This window comes from Serratia ficaria (assembly GCF_900187015.1).
Lineage (GTDB): Bacteria > Pseudomonadota > Gammaproteobacteria > Enterobacterales > Enterobacteriaceae > Serratia > Serratia ficaria.
In genome coordinates this window covers 1,328,308-1,346,538 of the sequence record NZ_LT906479.1, presented here as the reverse complement: position 1 = coordinate 1,346,538, position 18,231 = coordinate 1,328,308, and the positions used below count along the sequence as shown (strand labels likewise).

The window sequence follows — 18,231 nt, the reverse complement described above, 5'->3', positions numbered from 1 at the left end:
GCGGCGCCGGCCGCCCTGCCCATTCGCCCTTCCGTTTGAATTTAATTTATTATTGGCCGCCAAAGGTTTCATTCTCCCCTCGTTAAAAAACCGCACTATGTATTTACGCCCCGCCAATAACCGTATCGGCGGCGTGTGGAAATACTCTTACCCCAAAAATAACGAGGCCACTATGAGCACCCATAATATTATCAATGCGCAAGCCGCAGACGACGCAGCCGCCATGCCGGACATGGCCAACAAAAAAATCATGATGGGTTTCTGGCATAACTGGGCCGCCGGCGCCAGCGACGGTTATCAGCAAGGCCAGTTCGCCAATATGAACCTGACCGACATCCCGCCCGAGTACAACGTGGTGGCGGTCGCCTTTATGAAGGGCCAGGGCATCCCGACCTTCAAGCCGTACAACCTGTCCGACGCCGAATTCCGCCGCCAGGTAGGGGTGCTGAACGGCCAGGGGCGCGCGGTGCTGATTTCTCTGGGCGGCGCCGATGCGCATATCGAACTGAAAACCGGCGACGAAGAGCCGCTGGCCAATGAAATTATCCGCCTGGTGGAAACTTACGGCTTCGACGGGCTGGATATCGATTTGGAACAGGCGGCCATTGGCGCGGCCAACAATAAAACCGTATTGCCGGCCGCGTTGAAAAAGGTAAAAGCGCACTACGCCGCACAAGGCAAAAACTTTATTGTCAGCATGGCGCCGGAATTCCCTTATTTGCGCACCAACGGCAGCTATCTCGATTATATTAACGCGCTTGAGGGATATTATGACTTTATCGCGCCGCAATATTATAACCAGGGCGGCGACGGCATCTGGGTGGATGAGCTCAACGCCTGGATCACCCAAAACAACGACGCCATGAAGGAAGACTTCCTGTACTACCTGACGGAAAGTCTGGTGACCGGCACCCGCGGCTACACCAAAATCCCGGCGGCGAAATTCGTCATCGGCCTGCCGAGCAACAACGACGCCGCAGCCACCGGCTATGTGGTCGACAAACAGGCGGTCTACAACGCCTTTGCGCGGCTCGACGCCAAAAATCTGTCGATCAAGGGATTGATGACCTGGTCGGTGAACTGGGACAACGGCAAAAGCAAGGCCGGCGTGGCCTACGGCTGGGAATTCAAAACCCGTTACGCCGCACTGATCCAGGGCGGAGTCACCCCGCCGCTGCCGGGAAAGCCTGAGGCGCCCACGGCGTTGAGCGCCAGCGCCCTCACCTCGAGCTCGCTGACGCTGAACTGGCGCGCCGCCGCCGGCGCCAAACCGATAAGCCACTACAGCGTTTATCGCAACGGCGCCGCCATTGGCCAAACCGCCGGCCTGTCGCTGCAGGACAGCGGCCTGACGCCGGCTACCCAGTACAGCTATTTTGTCACCGCCACCGACGGCGAGGGCAATACCTCGCTGCCGAGCGGCGCGCTGGCGGTGAAAACCGCCGACGGCGGCACGCCGCCCGATCCGGGCGTGGCCGAGTGGCAGAATAACCACGGCTATAAAGCCGGCGACCGGGTGAGCTATAACGGCAAAAAGTATGCCTGCCTGCAGGCGCATACGTCTAACGCCGGCTGGACGCCGGACGTCGCCTTCACCCTGTGGCAACCGACCGTCTGATAGTCGGCAATGAGTTGCCGGTAAAATTGGCCGGCAACTCATCCATTACGGAAAAAATTGAACAATCGATAATTTTTAACGCCATTAACTGAAAATCCGCTAAAAAACGCATCCCCCCTGACAACTATTTTTCAGCGCCACGTTAAAACGCTTGCATCCCCCGCGGCTTTTGACGCATTTTCATAAACACAGCGCGGCAACGCCGGCTCGTCATTGATAAACCGGCAATGCTGCCCATAACAGCAAAAACAACATCACAGTCAAAAAAGTCGTTAGGAGAGTGGTATGTGTTCTATTTTCGGTGTGCTCGATCTGAAGTCCGATCCCGTTGAACTGCGTAAAAAAGCGCTGGAGCTGTCGCGTCTGATGCGCCATCGCGGCCCGGACTGGTCCGGCGTTTACGCCAGCGATAAAGCCATTCTGGCGCACGAGCGCCTGTCGATCGTCGACGTCAACAATGGCGCCCAACCGCTGTACAACGCCGCGCACACCCACGTTCTGGCGGTCAACGGCGAAATCTATAACCACCAGGCGCTGCGCCAACGGCTGAGCGAGCGTTATGAGTTCCAGACCGGTTCAGACTGTGAAGTGATCCTGGCGCTGTATCAGGAAAAAGGCCCGGACTTCCTCGACGACCTGCAGGGCATGTTCGCCTTCGCCCTGTACGATACCGAGAAAGACGCCTACCTGATCGGCCGCGATCACCTGGGCATCATCCCGCTGTACATGGGCCACGACGAACACGGCAACCTGTATGTCGCCTCTGAAATGAAAGCGCTGGTGCCGGTGTGCCGCACCATCAAGGAATTCCCGGCCGGCAGCTACCTGTGGAGCCAGGACGGCGAGATCCGCGAATATTACCAGCGCGACTGGTTCGACTACGACAACGTCAAAGACAACCTGACCGACGCCAACGCCCTGCGCACCGCGCTGGAAGACTCGGTGAAAAGCCACCTGATGTCCGACGTGCCTTACGGCGTGTTGCTGTCCGGCGGGCTGGATTCTTCGGTGATCTCGGCGATCACCAAGAAATACGCCGCGCGCCGGGTGGAAGATCAGGAACGCAGCGAAGCCTGGTGGCCGCAGCTGCACTCCTTCGCCGTCGGTCTGGAAGGATCGCCGGATCTGCGCGCCGCGCAGGAAGTGGCTAACCATCTGGGCACCGTGCACCACGAGATCCACTTCACCGTGCAGGAAGGCCTGGACGCCATCCGCGACGTGATTTATCACATCGAAACCTACGACGTCACCACCATCCGCGCCTCCACGCCGATGTACCTGATGTCGCGCAAGATCAAAGCGATGGGCATCAAGATGGTGCTGTCCGGCGAAGGGGCGGACGAAGTGTTCGGCGGCTACCTGTACTTCCACAAGGCGCCGGACGCGCGCGAATTCCACGACGAGACGGTGCGCAAACTGCTGGCGCTGCACATGTTCGACTGCGCCCGCGCCAACAAGGCGATGTCCGCCTGGGGGGTGGAAGCCCGCGTGCCGTTCCTGGACAAGAAATTCCTCGACGTGGCGATGCGCATCAACCCGAAAGACAAGATGTGCGGCAATGGCAAAATGGAAAAGCATATCCTTCGCGAATGTTTTGAGTCCTATCTGCCGGCCAGCGTGGCCTGGCGCCAGAAAGAGCAGTTCTCCGACGGCGTGGGTTACAGCTGGATTGACACGCTGAAAGAGGTCGCTGCGCAGCAGATCAGCGATCAACAGCTCGAAACCGCACGTTTCCGCTTCCCGTACAACACGCCGACCTCGAAAGAAGGCTATCTGTACCGCGAAATTTTCGAAGAGCTGTTCCCGCTGCCGAGCGCGGCCGAATGCGTGCCTGGCGGCCCGTCGGTGGCCTGTTCTTCGGCCAAGGCCATCGAGTGGGACGAATCGTTCAAGAAGATGGACGATCCTTCTGGTCGTGCAGTTGGCGTGCACCAGTCCGCCTACCAATAATCGCGCTGCGGTTTATCACCCGGGCGGGCCTTTCGGCCCGCCTTTTTGTTGATGTTTTCTACCGACAATTGCCTGAATTGATGCTTTTATCGCCATAATGTTCACAACCCAGACAAACGGCACTTCTGCCCGCTTTTTCGGGAAAAAACTTGTTGACGCAAATCGGTCATATACGCATAATGCGCCCCGCAACGCCGATGAAGGCAAAGCAAAAAAAGATGGCTACGTAGCTCAGCTGGTTAGAGCACATCACTCATAATGATGGGGTCACAGGTTCGAATCCCGTCGTAGCCACCATATTTTTGCGGGAGTGGCGAAATTGGTAGACGCACCAGATTTAGGTTCTGGCGCCGCAAGGTGTGCGAGTTCAAGTCTCGCCTCCCGCACCATTTCTCTTCATCGTCGATGCCTATGTTGATGGGGTATCGCCAAGCGGTAAGGCACCGGTTTTTGATACCGGCATTCCCTGGTTCGAATCCAGGTACCCCAGCCATATTCCTTCGGGAAGGGGTGTTCAGCATAAGATTTGTCAGCAGGTGGGGTATCGCCAAGCGGTAAGGCACCGGTTTTTGATACCGGCATTCCCTGGTTCGAATCCAGGTACCCCAGCCATAACAAACTGCTTGCAGATCAAATAAGTAGATAGTAACATCGGCTACGTAGCTCAGCTGGTTAGAGCACATCACTCATAATGATGGGGTCACAGGTTCAAATCCCGTCGTAGCCACCAACTATTGGGGTGTCGCCAAGCGGTAAGGCTCTGGTTTCTGATACCAGCATACCCAGGTTCGAATCCTGGCACCCCAGCCACATTTAGAAAAGCCCGCTTCGGCGGGCTTTTTGCTGTCTGTCATTCGGCGAGGCGAACGGGTCCAGCTGGCTGAACCCGTTTCCGTTATAAGCCCAGCGCGTATTTCAACGCATGCTCCTTCAGCTTGCCGGCCCGCTGCGCCGCCATCAGCGCGAAGTTGCGCGCCACGCTCAACGGCGCCAGATTATTGCTGAACGCGGTGTAGAACAGATCCATGCCGCTCTGCATCAGCAGATTGTCGGTGCGGCGGCGGCGCTGATAGCGCAGCAGTACGGACTCGCTGCTGCCGTCTTCGCCCTGCTCCCGCGCTTCGCTCAACACGTTCAGCAAGGCGTCCACGTCGCGATAGCCCAGGTTGACGCCCTGCCCGGCCAACGGGTTGATGGTATGCGCCGCATCCCCCACTAACGCCAGCCCCGGCAACACGTAGCGCTGCGCATGGCGGCGCGCCAGCGGGAAAGAACCGGCGGCGTGCACCTTGACCGGCCCCAGCCGCGCCGGGAAAGCCGCGGCGATTTCACGCTCCAGCTGCGCCGGCGGCATCGCCTGCAGTTGGCGGATGCGCTGCGGGCTGTCGTACCACACCAGCGAAGCCCATTGATCGTACAGCGGCAGAAAGGCGCGCGGCCCCGACGGGAAAAACCGCTGCCAGGTGACGTCCTGCTGCGGCGCGCCGGTATCCACGGTTATCAGCATGCATGACTGGCGGTATTGCCAGCCGTTGGTGCCGATGGCGGCCAGCTTGCGCACCTGCGACTGCGCGCCGTCGGCGCCGACCACCAGACGCGCTTCAAGCGTCTCTGCGCCGTCGAGCGTCAGCTGCCAATGTTCGTCAACCCTCTGCAGCGACTGCAGCCGGGCCGGGCAGCGGAGCGTCAGGTTGGGGCACTGCTGCAGCCGTTGCCACAGCGCCAGCTGCAGCACGCGGTTTTCGACCATGAATCCCAGCTCCGGCAGGCCGAGGGACGCCGCATCGAACGCCACGCGCGACGATTCCCATTCCCAGGTTTCCAACCGGCGGTACGGCGCCATGCGCATCGCCTGCACCGCCGGCCAGGCGCCCAGCTGCTTCAGCAGCCCCACCGAGGTGCAGCCGATGGCGGAGATGCGCAGATCCGGCGGGCTTTGCGCGTCGAATGCCTGCGGCGCCTGATGTTCCAGCAGCGCCACCGTCCAACCCGCCTGCGCCAGCCCCAGCGCGGCCGCCGCGCCGACCATGCCGCCGCCCACCACCACTGCGTCATACCGTTCTAGAGATGTCTTCATATTGGCTATGTTTTCTTTGTGAATTATCGCCATCCCACCCGGCATGGCGTTTCCCAGCAGTGTACCGGATTTTTGATTCGGCTTCAGGTCGCATGCCGTTTTCCCCGCGCTGGTCACCGCGGCGCCAAATGATTACAATACGCGTCCTGCATGTCGCGTAACGCAACTTTCGCTCCGCACTGAGTAATGGCAAGTCAATGACGAAAAAACTACATATCAAAACCTGGGGCTGCCAGATGAATGAATACGATTCATCAAAAATGGCCGACCTGTTGAACAGCACGCACGGCTTCGAGTGGACCGAAAACGCCGAAGACGCGGACGTGCTGCTGCTGAACACCTGCTCCATTCGTGAAAAGGCGCAGGAAAAAGTTTTCGCCATGCTGGGACGCTGGAGACTGCTGAAAGAGAAAAACCCGGCGCTGATCATCGGCGTGGGCGGCTGCGTGGCTTCGCAGGAAGGCGAACTGATCCGCAGCCGCGCGCCCTGCGTCGACGTGGTGTTCGGCCCGCAGACCCTGCACCGCCTGCCGGAAATGATCAACCACGTGCAGGGCACCCGCAGCCCGGTGGTCGACATCAGCTTCCCGGAAATCGAGAAATTCGACCGCCTACCCGAGCCGCGCGCCGAAGGCCCGACCGCCTTCGTTTCCATCATGGAAGGCTGCAACAAGTACTGCACCTTCTGCGTGGTGCCTTACACCCGCGGCGAGGAAGTCAGCCGCCCGAGCGACGACGTGTTGTTCGAAATCGCCCAGCTGGCGGCGCAGGGCGTGCGTGAAGTGAACCTGCTTGGCCAGAACGTCAACGCCTACCGCGGCGCCACCTACGACGGCGGCATCTGTTCGTTCGCCGAACTGCTGCGCCTGGTGGCGGCCATCGACGGCATCGATCGCATCCGCTTCACCACCAGCCACCCGATCGAATTCACCGACGACATCATCGCGGTATATGAAGATACGCCGGAGCTGGTCAGTTTCCTGCATCTGCCGGTGCAGAGCGGCTCGGACCGCATTTTGACCATGATGAAGCGCGCGCATACCGCGCTGGAGTACAAGGCGATCATTCGCAAGCTGCGCAAGGCGCGGCCGAATATTCAACTCAGCTCTGACTTCATCATCGGCTTCCCGGGCGAGACCCAGGCCGATTTCGAGCAGACCATGAATCTGATCGCCGAGATCAACTTCGACGCCAGCTTCAGCTTCATCTACTCGTCGCGCCCGGGCACCCCGGCGGCGGATATGGTGGACGACGTCAGCGAAGAAGAGAAAAAACAGCGGCTGTATATCCTGCAGGATCGCATCAATCAGCAGGTGCTGCAGTTCAGCCGCCGCATGCTGGGCACCGTGCAGCGCATTCTGGTGGAAGGCACTTCGCGCAAGAGCCTGATGGAGCTGGCCGGGCGCACCGAATGCAACCGTATGGTGAACTTCGAAGGCACGCCGGACATGATCGGCCAATTCGTCGATGTGGAAATTACCGAGGTGCTGACCAACTCGCTGCGCGGCGCAGTGGTGCGCACCGAGCAGCAGATGGATCTGCGCGTACATGAATCCCCGCAGTCGGTGATCGCCCGTACCCGCAAAGAGAACGCGCTGGGCGTCGGCATTTACCAGCCCTCCCTTCATACTTGAAGCTGCATCACAACAAACCGTTGGTTTTGTTGTGATGCAACGCCAATTATTTGGGATGGCATCCAGCACAAATACATTATTTCTCCGGCGGGCGCTTGCGCCCGTTGATGTTCTTTTTTCTATTTAAGAGGCGACATAACATGCAACTGCCACACTGCCCGAAGTGCAATTCCGAATACACCTATCAGGACAACGCGATGTTTGTCTGCCCTGAATGCGCCCACGAGTGGAGCGACAGCGCGCCGGCGGAAGACGCGGACGCGCTGATCGTCAAAGACGCCAACGGCAACCTGCTGGCGGACGGCGACGCGGTGACCGTGGTCAAGGATCTGAAGGTCAAGGGCAGCTCTTCGATGCTGAAGATCGGCACCAAGGTGAAGAACATCCGCCTGGTGGAAGGCGATCACAACATCGACTGCAAAATCGACGGTTTCGGCCCGATGAAGCTGAAATCCGAGTTCGTGAAGAAGAACTGATCCCCGCCCGGCTTTCCCTGCGATGACGCGGCCCCGGCTGGCCGCGTTTTTTCCTTCCCACCCTTGAATTACGCCGTCGGCGCACAGATAGATCATGGGTAAACTTGCGCCAGTGCGGCGCACCATGAATAATTCAAGAAAGAGCACTCAGGTTCGCCCTGACCAACGACAGGCATCCCCCGTAAATTTCGGTTTGCAGCGTTGTTACCTGCGGCTTGAAAGACGACGGGGATTAACGTGACATCAACCAGGCCCGATGTGACCTAGAGGATTAGTTTGAACGTCGCAACACAAGAAATTTTGTTAGAGCCCGCAGACAACAAGCGTTTGCTCAGCCTGTGCGGCCCGTTTGATGACAACATCAAACAGCTCGAGCGCCGGTTGGGCATCGAAATCAACCGCCGCGACAACCGTTTCAAGCTGGTCGGCAAGAACCCGTGCGTGGTGGCCGCCGCCGATATCCTGCGCCATCTGTACGTGGATACCGCGCCGATCCGCGGCGCGATCCCGGATATCGATCCGGAGCAAATTCACCTGGCGATCAAAGAAAGCCGGGTGCTGGAACAGGTCGCCGAAAGCGTGCCGGACTACGGCAAGGCGGTGACCATCAAGACCAAGCGCGGCATGGTGAAGCCGCGCACGCCGAACCAGGCGCAGTACATCGCCAATATTCTCGACCACGACATTACCTTCGGCATCGGCCCGGCCGGCACCGGCAAGACCTATCTGGCGGTCGCCGCCGCGGTGGACGCGCTGGAGCGCCAGGAAATCCGCCGCATTCTGCTGACCCGCCCCGCGGTGGAGGCCGGCGAGAAGCTCGGCTTCCTGCCGGGCGATCTGAGCCAGAAGGTCGACCCTTATCTGCGCCCGCTGTACGACGCCCTGTTCGAAATGCTGGGCTTCGAGCGCGTGGAGAAGCTGATCGAGCGCAACGTGATCGAAGTTGCGCCGCTGGCCTACATGCGCGGCCGCACGCTGAACGACGCCTTTATCATTCTGGATGAAAGCCAGAACACCACCATCGAACAGATGAAGATGTTCCTGACGCGCATCGGCTTCAACTCGAAGGCGGTGATCACCGGCGACGTCACCCAGATCGACCTGCCGCGCAACCAGAAATCCGGCCTGCGCCACGCGGTGGAAGTGCTGTCGGACGTGGAAGAGCTGAGCTTCAACTTCTTCCACAGCGAAGACGTGGTGCGCCACCCGGTAGTCGCCCGCGTGGTTATCGCCTATGAAGCCTGGGAAGCCGCCGAACAAAAGCGCAAAGACGCCATTGCCGAACAACGTAAACGCGAGGCGAACGCCGCCTCCGAGCAGGAGACGCCATGAGCCGGGTGATTTTGGACTTGCAGATCGCCTGTGAAGACGGCAACGGCCTGCCGGATGAGGCCGCCTTCCAGCGCTGGCTGGAAGGCGTGCTGCCGCAGTTCCAGGCAGAGGCCGAAGTGACCGTGCGCCTGGTGGACGAAGCGGAAAGCAACGAACTGAATCTGACCTACCGCGGCAAGGACAAACCGACCAACGTATTGTCCTTCCCGTTCGAAGCCCCGCCGGGCATCGAGCTGCCGCTGCTCGGCGATCTGATCATCTGCCGCCAGGTGGTTGAACAGGAAGCCGCCGAACAGGGCAAGGCGCTGGAGGCGCACTGGGCGCATATGGTTGTCCATGGCAGTCTTCATCTGTTAGGGTATGACCACATCGAAGACGATGAAGCCGAAGAAATGGAGTCTTTGGAAACCGAAATCATGCACGGACTGGGCTACCCTGATCCGTACCTGGCGGAAAAAGACCCCGTCTGACGTCGGCCGTTTACCTCACAGCCCCTCGCGGGGCTGTCGCTGACGCCCCTTAACTCTGACATGAGTGACATTAACTAAAACGCCATGAGCGACGACCATTCACAAAGCAATGACAGCCCCAGTCCCAAGAAGGGGTTCTTTACTCTTATCCTTAACCAGCTGTTCCACGGCGAACCCAAAAACCGTGGCGATCTGGTAGAGCTGATCCGTGATTCAGAGCAAAACGACCTGATCGATCCCGATACCCGCGACATGCTGGAAGGCGTGATGGATATCGCCGAGCAGCGCGTGCGCGACATCATGATCCCGCGCTCCCAGATGGTGACGCTCAAGCGCAACCAGACGCTGGAAGAGTGCCTGGACGTGATTATCGAATCCGCCCACTCGCGCTTCCCGGTGATCAGCGAAGACAAAGATCACATCGAAGGCATCCTGATGGCCAAGGACCTGCTGCCGTTCATGCGCGCAGACTCCGAGCCGTTCAGCATCGACAAGGTGCTGCGCACCGCGGTGGTGGTGCCGGAAAGCAAGCGGGTCGACCGGATGCTGAAAGAGTTCCGCTCCCAGCGTTATCACATGGCGATTGTCATTGACGAATTCGGCGGCGTGTCCGGCCTGGTCACTATCGAAGACATTCTGGAACTGATCGTCGGCGAAATCGAAGACGAATACGACGACGAAGAAGATCTGGATATCCGTCAGCTCAGCCGCCATATGTACACCGTACGGGCGCTGGCGCCGATCGAAGACTTCAACGAAGCCTTCGGCACTCATTTCAGCGACGACGAGGTCGATACCATCGGCGGTCTGGTGATGCAGGCCTTCGGCCACCTGCCTGCGCGCGGGGAAACCATTGAAATCGAAGGTTACCTATTTAAAGTTGCGATGGCCGATAGTCGACGTATCATCCAGGTTCATGTAAAAATTCCGGACGATTCTCCGCCACCGAAACTGGAAGACTAAATCCAACATGGCTAAAGCCTCATTACTTGAACGCCAGCGGGTTCGCGCCCTGCTGGCGCTGTTGTCTGGTGCCAGCGGGACGCTGGCGTTTTCCCCTTACGATTTCTGGCCCGCGGCCATCGTTTCCCTGTTCGGCCTGCTGGCCGTCACCCTGAACCGCACCACCAAACAATCCGCCCTGCTCGGCTTCTGCTGGGGCTTCGGGCTGTTCGGCAGCGGCATCAACTGGGTATACGTCAGCATCGCCGACTTCGGCGGCATGCCGTTCGCCGTCAATATCTTCCTGGTGGCGCTGCTCGCCGCCTATCTGTCGCTGTATACCGGGCTGTTCGCCGGGCTGCTGACGCGCCTGTGGCCGGCCACCCGCTGGTGGCGGCTGGCGATCGCCGCGCCGGCGCTGTGGCAGGTGACCGAGTTCCTGCGCGGCTGGGTGCTGACCGGCTTCCCGTGGCTGCAGTTCGGCTACAGCCAGATTAACGGCCCGCTGAAGGGCGTGGCGCCGCTGCTGGGCGTGGACGCCATCACCTTCATGCTGATGGCGATCGCCGGCCTGCTGGTGTACGCCGTCAATCAGCGCCGCATCGCGCCGGCGGTGATTGCCGCCGCGCTGCTGCTGCTGCCGTGGCCGCTGCGCCAGCTGCACTGGTTCACCCCGCAGCCGGACAAGGCGGTGAACGTGGCCATGGTGCAAGGCAACATCGCCCAGTCGATGAAATGGGATCCCAATATCCTGGTCAGCACGCTGCAGACCTATCTGGACGAAACCCGCCCCTATATGGGCAAGGCGCCGATCATTATCTGGCCGGAGTCCGCCATTCCGGACTTTGAACCCCGCCAGAATGGCTTCCTGACCATGATGGACGACCTGATGCGCGCCAAGAACAGCAGCCTGATCACCGGCATCGTCGATGCGCGCGCCACGCCGCAGGGCGTGCAGGAGTACAACAGCGCCATCGTGCTGGGCGAGCCGACGCCATACCGTTATCCGGCTAAAAACCGCTACAACAAGCACCACCTGGTGCCGTTCGGCGAGTTTGTGCCGTTGGGCAACCTGCTGCGCCCGCTGGCGCCGTTCTTCAACCTGCCGATGTCCGGCTTCAGCCGCGGCGATTATGTGCAGCCGCAGTTGAGCGTGCGCGGCTATAACCTGACGGCCGCCATCTGCTATGAAATCGTGCTGGGCCAGCAGGTGCGCGACAACTTCCGGCCGGATACCAACTTCCTGCTGACCATTTCCAACGACGCCTGGTTCGGCCACTCCATCGGCCCGTGGCAGCATTTCCAGATGGCGCGCATGCGGGCGCTGGAGCTGGGCCGCCCGCTGTTGCGCAGCACCAACAACGGCGTCACCGCCGCGGTGGACGCCAACGGCGAGGTGATCGCCGAGCTCCCGCAGTTCACTCGCCGGGTGCTGGAAGTGAAGGTCACCCCAACCACCGGCATTACGCCATACGCCCGCTTTGGCGCCACGCCGCTGTGGGTCGTCACCCTGCTGCTCGGCGGCATCGCGCTGATGCTCGGCCTGCGCCGCAGGTGATCCCCCGGGGCGCGGCAGCCGCTGCGCCCCTTCATCCCCTTTCCTAAAAACCATTGCCAAATCAACGCTTCTGGCACACTCCTTGCTTTATTACTCCGGTGATCTGTTGCTGATTTACTTTTACTGACGTTTTGTCGCACTTGTGCGCAATTCGGGAGCGCCGGGCGCACCAGAGGGGTGCAGCGCCATTTTATTGCATTAATTTGGTGCGCGTGGCGTCTCAAAAAAAGAAACATTTTAGTTTCAATCCGTTCACAATCGGCTATTTTCTAACGGCAATCAGTTCTAAGACTATCTTTATAACTTGAGCAACAAATAGTCGTTTTAAACCTGACGCTCTTTAGTCAGAGCCACCACAACAGCAAAGGAGTTGGACCATGCAAATGCGTAAATTGGCGTTATCGTTACTGCTGATCGGTATGGCAGGTAACGTAGCCCATGCGGAAGAACTGACCGGTACGCTGAAAAAAATCAAAGACAACGGCGTGATCGTTGTCGGCCACCGCGAATCGTCAGTGCCTTTTTCCTACTACGATAACCAACAGAAAGTTGTGGGCTACTCCCAGGATTACTCCAACCAAATCGTTGAAGCAGTTAAGAAAAAGCTGAACCTGCCGAGCCTGCAGGTGAAAATGCTGCCGATCACTTCGCAGAACCGCATTCCGCTGCTGCAAAACGGCACCTATGACTTCGAGTGCGGCTCCACCACCAACAACGTCGAGCGCCAGAAACAGGCCGCCTTCTCCGACACCATTTTCGTGGTCGGCACCCGCCTGCTGGTGAAAAAAGGCTCCGACATCAAAGATTTCAAAGACCTGGCCGGCAAGCCGGTCGTCGTCACTTCCGGCACCACCTCTGAGGTGCTGCTGAACAAGCTGAACGACAAGGATCAAATGAAGATGCGCATCATCAGCGCCAAAGACCACGGCGACTCTTTCCGCACCCTGGAAAGCGGCCGCGCGGTAGCCTTTATGATGGATGACGCCCTGCTGGCGGGCGAGCGCGCCAAGGCCAAGAAGCCGGATCAGTGGGAAATCCTCGGCACGCCACAGTCGAAAGAAGCCTACGGCTGCATGATGCGTAAAGACGATGCCGGGTTCAAAAAGCTGGTCGATGACACCATCGCCCAGGCCCAGACCTCCGGTGAGGCCGCCAAATGGTTTGATAAGTGGTTCAAACAGCCTATTCCACCGAAAAACCTCAACATGAACTTCGAATTGTCCGACGACATGAAGCAACTGTTCAAAGAGCCTAACGATAAGGCACTGAACTAATAGCAAGAGAGCTGGGACGGCCGCCAGGCCAAACCAGCCCTGTTGATGACTGGGACAGACAGGAATGAGGGGGGCCGTTCCCCTCCCTCATTTTCCCCAGAGCGCATCGCCGACATCCGCAGACAAAAGCCAGCAAGACTGGCCGCGCGGCGATCGGCGCTGATAAGTCATCAATCTTAGGGGCGCCCTGCGTCCGCTTAACGGAGTTTGTTATGTCAATAGATTGGAACTGGGGTATCTTCCTGCAGCAGGCCCCGTTTGGGAATACCACCTACCTCGGCTGGATCTGGTCCGGCTTTCAGGTCACGGTGGCCCTCTCCGTCTGTGCATGGATTATCGCTTTTTTTGTCGGTTCGCTGTTCGGTATCCTGCGTACCGTGCCTAACCGTTTTCTTTCCACCCTCGGCACCTGCTACGTCGAACTGTTTCGTAACGTGCCGCTGATCGTGCAGTTCTTTACTTGGTATCTGGTGATACCGGAGCTGCTGCCGCTCGACATCGGCATGTGGTTCAAGACCGAACTCGACCCCAACGTGCAGTTCTTCGTCTCCTCCATGCTGTGCCTCGGGCTGTTTACCGCCGCCCGCGTGTGCGAACAGGTGCGCGCCGCCATTCAATCCCTGCCGCGCGGCCAGAAAGCCGCCGGGCTGGCGATGGGCCTGACCCTGCCGCAAACCTACCGCTACGTGCTGCTGCCGAACGCCTACCGGGTGATCGTGCCGCCGATGACCTCGGAGATGCTCAACCTGGTCAAAAACTCCGCCATCGCCTCGACCATCGGGCTGGTGGACATGGCCGCCCAGGCCGGCAAGCTGCTGGACTACTCCGCGCATGCCTATGAGTCCTTTACCGCCATTACGCTGGCCTATATCGGCATCAACGCCGTGATCATGCTGTTTATGCGTCTGGTTGAGAAGAAAGTGCAGTTGCCCGGCAATATGGGGAGTAAATAATGTACGAATTTGACTGGGCATCGATTGTCCCTAGTTTCCCTTATCTGCTGCAGGGCATGGTGATTACGCTGAAGATCACCGTTACCGCCATCATCGTCGGCATTCTGTGGGGCACCATCCTGGCGGTGATGCGCCTGTCGCCGATCAAGCCGATCAGCTGGTTCGCCACCCTGTACGTCAACCTGTTCCGTTCCGTGCCCCTGGTGATGGTGCTGCTGTGGTTCTACCTGGTGGTTCCAAGCTTATTACAACAGGTTCTAGGGCTGTCGCCGAAAACCGATATTCGCCTGATCTCGGCTATGGTAGCCTTTTCCCTGTTTGAAGCGGCCTATTACTCGGAAATTATCCGCGCCGGCATTATCAGCATTTCGCGCGGCCAGTCCTCCGCCGCGTTGGCGCTGGGCATGACCCACTGGCAGTCCATGAAGCTGGTGATCCTGCCGCAGGCGTTTCGCGCCATGGTGCCGCTGCTGCTGACCCAGGGCATAGTGCTGTTCCAGGATACCTCGCTGGTGTACGTGCTGAGCCTGGCCGACTTCTTCCGTACCGCCTCGACCATCGGCGAGCGCGACGGCACCCAGGTCGAAATGATCCTGTTCGCCGGCTTTGTCTACTTTGTTATCAGTCTCGCCGCCTCGGCGCTGGTAAGCTATTTGAAGAAAAGGACTGTTTGATGATATCCCTGAAAAATGTTTCTAAGTGGTACGGTCACTTTCAGGTTCTGACCGATTGCACCACCGAAGTGAAAAAAGGCGAGGTGGTGGTAGTCTGCGGTCCTTCAGGCTCAGGCAAGTCCACCCTGATCAAAACCGTTAACGGCCTGGAACCGATCCAGCAGGGCGATATCCTGGTGAACGGCACGCCGGTCAACAACAAGAAAACCAACCTGGCGCAGCTGCGTTCCAAAGTCGGCATGGTGTTCCAGCATTTTGAACTGTTCCCGCACCTGTCGATCATCGACAACCTGACGCTGGCGCAGGTCAAAGTGCTCAAACGCGACAAGGCCGCCTCGCGCGACAAAGGGCTGAAGCTGCTGGAGCGCGTCGGCCTTTCCGCCCACGCCAACAAATTCCCCGGCCAGCTGTCCGGCGGCCAGCAGCAGCGCGTGGCCATCGCCCGCGCGCTGTGCATGGATCCGATCGCCATGCTGTTCGATGAACCGACCTCGGCGCTCGACCCGGAGATGATCAACGAAGTGCTCGACGTGATGGTTGAGCTGGCGAACGAAGGCATGACCATGATGGTGGTGACCCACGAAATGGGCTTCGCCCGCAAGGTGGCGAACCGGGTGATCTTTATGGACGAAGGCAAAATCGTCGAAGACCGCAACAAAGACGACTTCTTCAACAATCCGGAATCCGACCGCGCCAAAGACTTCCTGGCCAAGATCCTGCACTAATCCCGCTTAATGCGCCCCGCCCGGGGCGCATTCTCTCCCCCCGCCCGGCACTAAAAGCGCTTGTGTCTCCCCGGTTTTGATCCGATCCTCGCGGGATAACAACAGAGGAGATAGACCATGCCCCGCCCTATAATCATCGATTGCGATCCCGGCCTGGACGACGCCATCGCCCTGGCCATGGCGCTGCGCTCGCCGGAGCTGGAGGTCCGCGCCATCACCACCTCCGCCGGCAACCAAACGCCGGAGAAAACCCTGCGCAATGCGCTCGGCCTGCTGACCCTGATGCGGCGCGAAGACATCCCGGTCGCCGCCGGCGCCTCCGGCCCGCTGATGCGCGAGCTGGTGATTGCCGACTATGTGCACGGCAAAACCGGCATGGGCAACACCCATTTGCCGACGCCCGCCATCAAACCGAGCGCCCACGGCGCCGTCGAGCTGATCGCCTCTCTGCTGCGCGCCGGCCCGGAGCCGATCACCCTGGTGGTGACCGGGCCGATGACCAATATCGCCCTGCTGCTGGCGCAGCACCCCGAGCTGAAAGGCAGCATCGAACGCATCGTATTTATGGGCGGCGGCATGAACGCCGGCAACACCACGCCGGTGGCGGAATTCAATATCTTCGTCGACCCGGAAGCAGCGGAAATGGTGCTGAAGTCCGGCGTGCCGCTGACCATGGCCGGGCTCAACGTCACCCACCAGGCGCTGGTGCTGCCGCAGGATATCGAACGCATCCGCCAAATCGACAATCCGGTGGCGCAGGCGGTGGCCGAGATGCTCGACTTCTACCTGCCGCTGTACCTCAGCCACCCGCGCGGCCTGCCCGGCGCGGCGATGCACGATCCCTGCACCATCGCCTGGCTGCTGGCGCCACAGCTGTTCACCAGCGTAGAGCGCTGGGTCGGCGTAGAAACCAAGGGGGAGTATACCCTCGGCATGACGGTGGTGGATTACTTCCAACAGAGCGGCAAACCGGCCAACGTGGAAGTGCTGACCGGCATCGACCGCGAAGGCTTTATCGCGCTGCTGACCGAACGCGTCGCACGCTATTGATCGCCGGGGCGCGCCCGGCGCCCCAACATTCAATTTTTTTGATTTAACTCAGCGAATTTTTGCGCTATCACTGCCCCAGGCTTGTCTCTAATATGCGGCTAAACGAGATTGAACGCTACAGCTTAGCATTAGCCTGGAGATAACCCAATGAGTCGCATACTGGTCCTGAAATCGAGTATCCTGGGTGATTATTCCCAGTCTGGAAAATTAGTCGATTTTTTTGTTGAACAATGGCGTGAAGCCCGCCCGGCAGACGGCTTTACGGTGCGCGATCTGGCCAACCCAACGCTGCCGGAGCTGGATGGCGAAGTGATTGGCGGCTTTAACGCCGGCGATACCCCCCTGACGCCGCGCCAGCAAAGCACTCTGGCGCTGTCCGACGAGCTGATTGCCGAACTGAAAGCGCATGACACCATCATCATCAGCGCGCCGATGTACAACTTCAATATTCCCACCCAGTTGAAAATCTATTTCGATCTGGTGGCGCGCGCCGGCCAAACCTTCCGCTATACCTCGGCGGGCGCGGAAGGCCTGGTGACCGGCAAGAAGGCGATCGTCATCTCCAGCCGCGGCGGCGTCCACGCCGGTACGCCGACCGATCTGATCACGCCTTATCTGAAGCTGTTCCTGGGCTTTATCGGCATCACCGACGTCGAGTTCGTGCTGGCCGAAGGCTTTGCCTACGGACCGGAAGCGGCGGAGAAAGCGGCGCAGGACAGCCGCAACGCCGTCGCGCAAAAGGTGCCGGCAGCAGCGGTATTGGCGGCCCCTCAGGCCACGGCGCCTGCCGCACCGGCCAGCGGCGGTTTCCTGAGCAATCTGCTGAAAAAATTGTTCGGTTAATGACGATGGCTCCCCACGCCGTCGGGCGCGGGGGTAAAACAATCAGGGCTCGAACGGCCGGCGCTGGAACTGGTCATGGCCGCATTTCGGGCAGCGCGGCAGCACTTCCGGCGTGTAGAACGCCAGATGATGATGGCACTGCTCACACACCAGATTGCCCAGCCCGACCACCTCGCCGCTGTGGTAAACCCCGTGGTGGCTGACGTCCTTGAACACCTCACGCCATTCCAGCTGGGTTTTGTCGGTGATGTCCGCCAGCTCCTGCCACAAACTTTCCTTAATCACCCGCATGAAAACGCTGTCGGTGAACTCATTCTGGCTCTCCTGATAGCTGCGCGCGAACTCCTCCAAATCGCGCCGCACCGCCTGCGTGACCTGCTGCACTTCCTCGCGCGTCAGCTCGCCCACCTCATTCAGCCGGTGTTCTGCGCTGGCGACCAATTCGTCGATGTCTCGTTCGCCGTTCTTCAGGCGTTCGGTCAGTGATGCCACCAATTCGCGGTAATACTGAGCAACCTTGTTCATAATCTCTCCTCGATGAACGTGCGTGACCGGGCTTGCCTTTAAGCTACCTGTTCTTATTTTAGCCGTAAATGCCTGATGTCAGTGCGAGATCCGCAGGTTGTGAGCGATATCATGCCGAGGTTTTTTTAAA

General features: G+C 59.4%; 16 protein-coding genes and 6 tRNA genes. 20 read left to right on the top strand and 2 right to left on the bottom strand.

Translation table 11 applies throughout. The features are described from left to right. Positions 1 to 172: 172 nt before the first annotated feature. The 8 genes from CKW09_RS06385 to CKW09_RS06350 all read left to right on the top strand — a co-directional run bounded on the left by CKW09_RS06385 (position 173) and on the right by CKW09_RS06350 (position 4,378). Positions 173 to 1,618, top strand: a complete 1,446-nt coding sequence (locus tag CKW09_RS06385) for a carbohydrate-binding protein (RefSeq protein ID WP_095096245.1) — start codon at positions 173 to 175, stop codon at positions 1,616 to 1,618. 285 nt (positions 1,619 to 1,903) lie between these two features. Further along, positions 1,904 to 3,568 (top strand): asparagine synthase B, encoded by a 1,665-nt coding sequence (gene asnB / locus CKW09_RS06380; RefSeq protein WP_061799303.1) that lies wholly within the window; start codon positions 1,904 to 1,906, stop codon positions 3,566 to 3,568. A 220-nt stretch (positions 3,569 to 3,788) separates the two neighbouring features. Then, positions 3,789 to 3,865, top strand: a tRNA-Met gene (locus CKW09_RS06375). Between the two features lie 7 nt (positions 3,866 to 3,872). Next, a tRNA-Leu gene (locus tag CKW09_RS06370) sits at positions 3,873 to 3,957 on the top strand. A gap of 29 nt (positions 3,958 to 3,986) precedes the next feature. Continuing rightward, positions 3,987 to 4,061, top strand: a tRNA-Gln gene (locus tag CKW09_RS06365). Positions 4,062 to 4,105: 44 nt separating this feature from the next. Then, positions 4,106 to 4,180: transfer RNA gene (locus CKW09_RS06360), tRNA-Gln, on the top strand. A gap of 41 nt (positions 4,181 to 4,221) precedes the next feature. Continuing rightward, positions 4,222 to 4,298: transfer RNA gene (locus CKW09_RS06355), tRNA-Met, on the top strand. A gap of 5 nt (positions 4,299 to 4,303) precedes the next feature. Next, a tRNA-Gln gene (locus CKW09_RS06350) sits at positions 4,304 to 4,378 on the top strand. 85 nt (positions 4,379 to 4,463) lie between these two features. Here the strand turns inward: CKW09_RS06350 and ubiF are convergent. Next, a complete protein-coding gene (gene ubiF / locus CKW09_RS06345) occupies positions 4,464 to 5,645 on the bottom strand; it encodes a 3-demethoxyubiquinol 3-hydroxylase (RefSeq protein ID WP_061799313.1) in 1,182 nt (393 codons plus the stop codon). A 197-nt stretch (positions 5,646 to 5,842) separates the two neighbouring features. On the opposite strand from ubiF, the gene miaB reads away from it, so the two are divergent. The 12 genes from miaB to CKW09_RS06285 all read left to right on the top strand — a co-directional run bounded on the left by miaB (position 5,843) and on the right by CKW09_RS06285 (position 17,576). After that, a complete protein-coding gene (gene miaB / locus CKW09_RS06340) occupies positions 5,843 to 7,279 on the top strand; it encodes a tRNA (N6-isopentenyl adenosine(37)-C2)-methylthiotransferase MiaB (RefSeq protein ID WP_061799302.1) in 1,437 nt (478 codons plus the stop codon). 140 nt (positions 7,280 to 7,419) lie between these two features. Continuing rightward, positions 7,420 to 7,755: a zinc ribbon domain-containing protein YjdM gene (locus CKW09_RS06335; RefSeq protein ID WP_061799300.1), complete on the top strand. Its 336-nt coding sequence runs from the start codon at positions 7,420 to 7,422 to the stop codon at positions 7,753 to 7,755. 276 nt (positions 7,756 to 8,031) lie between these two features. Continuing rightward, positions 8,032 to 9,087: a PhoH family protein gene (locus tag CKW09_RS06330; RefSeq protein WP_061799299.1), complete on the top strand. Its 1,056-nt coding sequence runs from the start codon at positions 8,032 to 8,034 to the stop codon at positions 9,085 to 9,087. After that, positions 9,084 to 9,557: an rRNA maturation RNase YbeY gene (gene ybeY, locus CKW09_RS06325; protein WP_095096243.1), complete on the top strand. Its 474-nt coding sequence runs from the start codon at positions 9,084 to 9,086 to the stop codon at positions 9,555 to 9,557. The genes CKW09_RS06330 and ybeY overlap by 4 nt, the downstream gene beginning before the upstream one ends. An 84-nt stretch (positions 9,558 to 9,641) precedes the next feature. Continuing rightward, the gene (corC, locus tag CKW09_RS06320; protein WP_061799297.1) at positions 9,642 to 10,520 is read left to right on the top strand and encodes a CNNM family magnesium/cobalt transport protein CorC; all 879 of its coding nucleotides are present in this window, start codon (positions 9,642 to 9,644) and stop codon (positions 10,518 to 10,520) included. A 7-nt stretch (positions 10,521 to 10,527) separates the two neighbouring features. Continuing rightward, positions 10,528 to 12,057, top strand: a complete 1,530-nt coding sequence (gene lnt / locus CKW09_RS06315; RefSeq protein ID WP_095096239.1) for an apolipoprotein N-acyltransferase — start codon at positions 10,528 to 10,530, stop codon at positions 12,055 to 12,057. A 377-nt stretch (positions 12,058 to 12,434) separates the two neighbouring features. Next, the gene (locus tag CKW09_RS06310; RefSeq protein ID WP_061799294.1) at positions 12,435 to 13,331 is read left to right on the top strand and encodes an amino acid ABC transporter substrate-binding protein; all 897 of its coding nucleotides are present in this window, start codon (positions 12,435 to 12,437) and stop codon (positions 13,329 to 13,331) included. Positions 13,332 to 13,543: 212 nt separating this feature from the next. Beyond that, positions 13,544 to 14,284 carry an amino acid ABC transporter permease gene (locus CKW09_RS06305; protein WP_061799293.1) on the top strand — a complete coding sequence of 247 codons (741 nt, stop codon included), beginning with the start codon at positions 13,544 to 13,546 and terminating at the stop codon, positions 14,282 to 14,284. After that, positions 14,284 to 14,958: a glutamate/aspartate ABC transporter permease GltK gene (gene gltK, locus CKW09_RS06300; protein WP_061799292.1), complete on the top strand. Its 675-nt coding sequence runs from the start codon at positions 14,284 to 14,286 to the stop codon at positions 14,956 to 14,958. Before CKW09_RS06305 ends, gltK begins: the two co-directional genes overlap by 1 nt. Beyond that, the gene (locus tag CKW09_RS06295) at positions 14,958 to 15,683 is read left to right on the top strand and encodes an amino acid ABC transporter ATP-binding protein (RefSeq protein ID WP_061799290.1); all 726 of its coding nucleotides are present in this window, start codon (positions 14,958 to 14,960) and stop codon (positions 15,681 to 15,683) included. Before gltK ends, CKW09_RS06295 begins: the two co-directional genes overlap by 1 nt. 117 nt (positions 15,684 to 15,800) lie before the next feature. Next, positions 15,801 to 16,733, top strand: coding sequence for a pyrimidine-specific ribonucleoside hydrolase RihA (gene rihA, locus CKW09_RS06290; protein WP_061799289.1), 933 nt, complete (start codon positions 15,801 to 15,803; stop codon positions 16,731 to 16,733). A gap of 147 nt (positions 16,734 to 16,880) precedes the next feature. Beyond that, entirely contained in the window at positions 16,881 to 17,576 is a 696-nt protein-coding gene (locus CKW09_RS06285; protein ID WP_095096236.1) for an FMN-dependent NADH-azoreductase, read from the top strand. A gap of 42 nt (positions 17,577 to 17,618) precedes the next feature. On the opposite strand, the gene CKW09_RS06280 is transcribed toward CKW09_RS06285, so the two are convergent. Continuing rightward, positions 17,619 to 18,101: a zinc ribbon-containing protein gene (locus CKW09_RS06280; RefSeq protein ID WP_061799286.1), complete on the bottom strand. Its 483-nt coding sequence runs from the start codon at positions 18,099 to 18,101 to the stop codon at positions 17,619 to 17,621. Between the last annotated feature and the right edge of the window lie 130 nt (positions 18,102 to 18,231).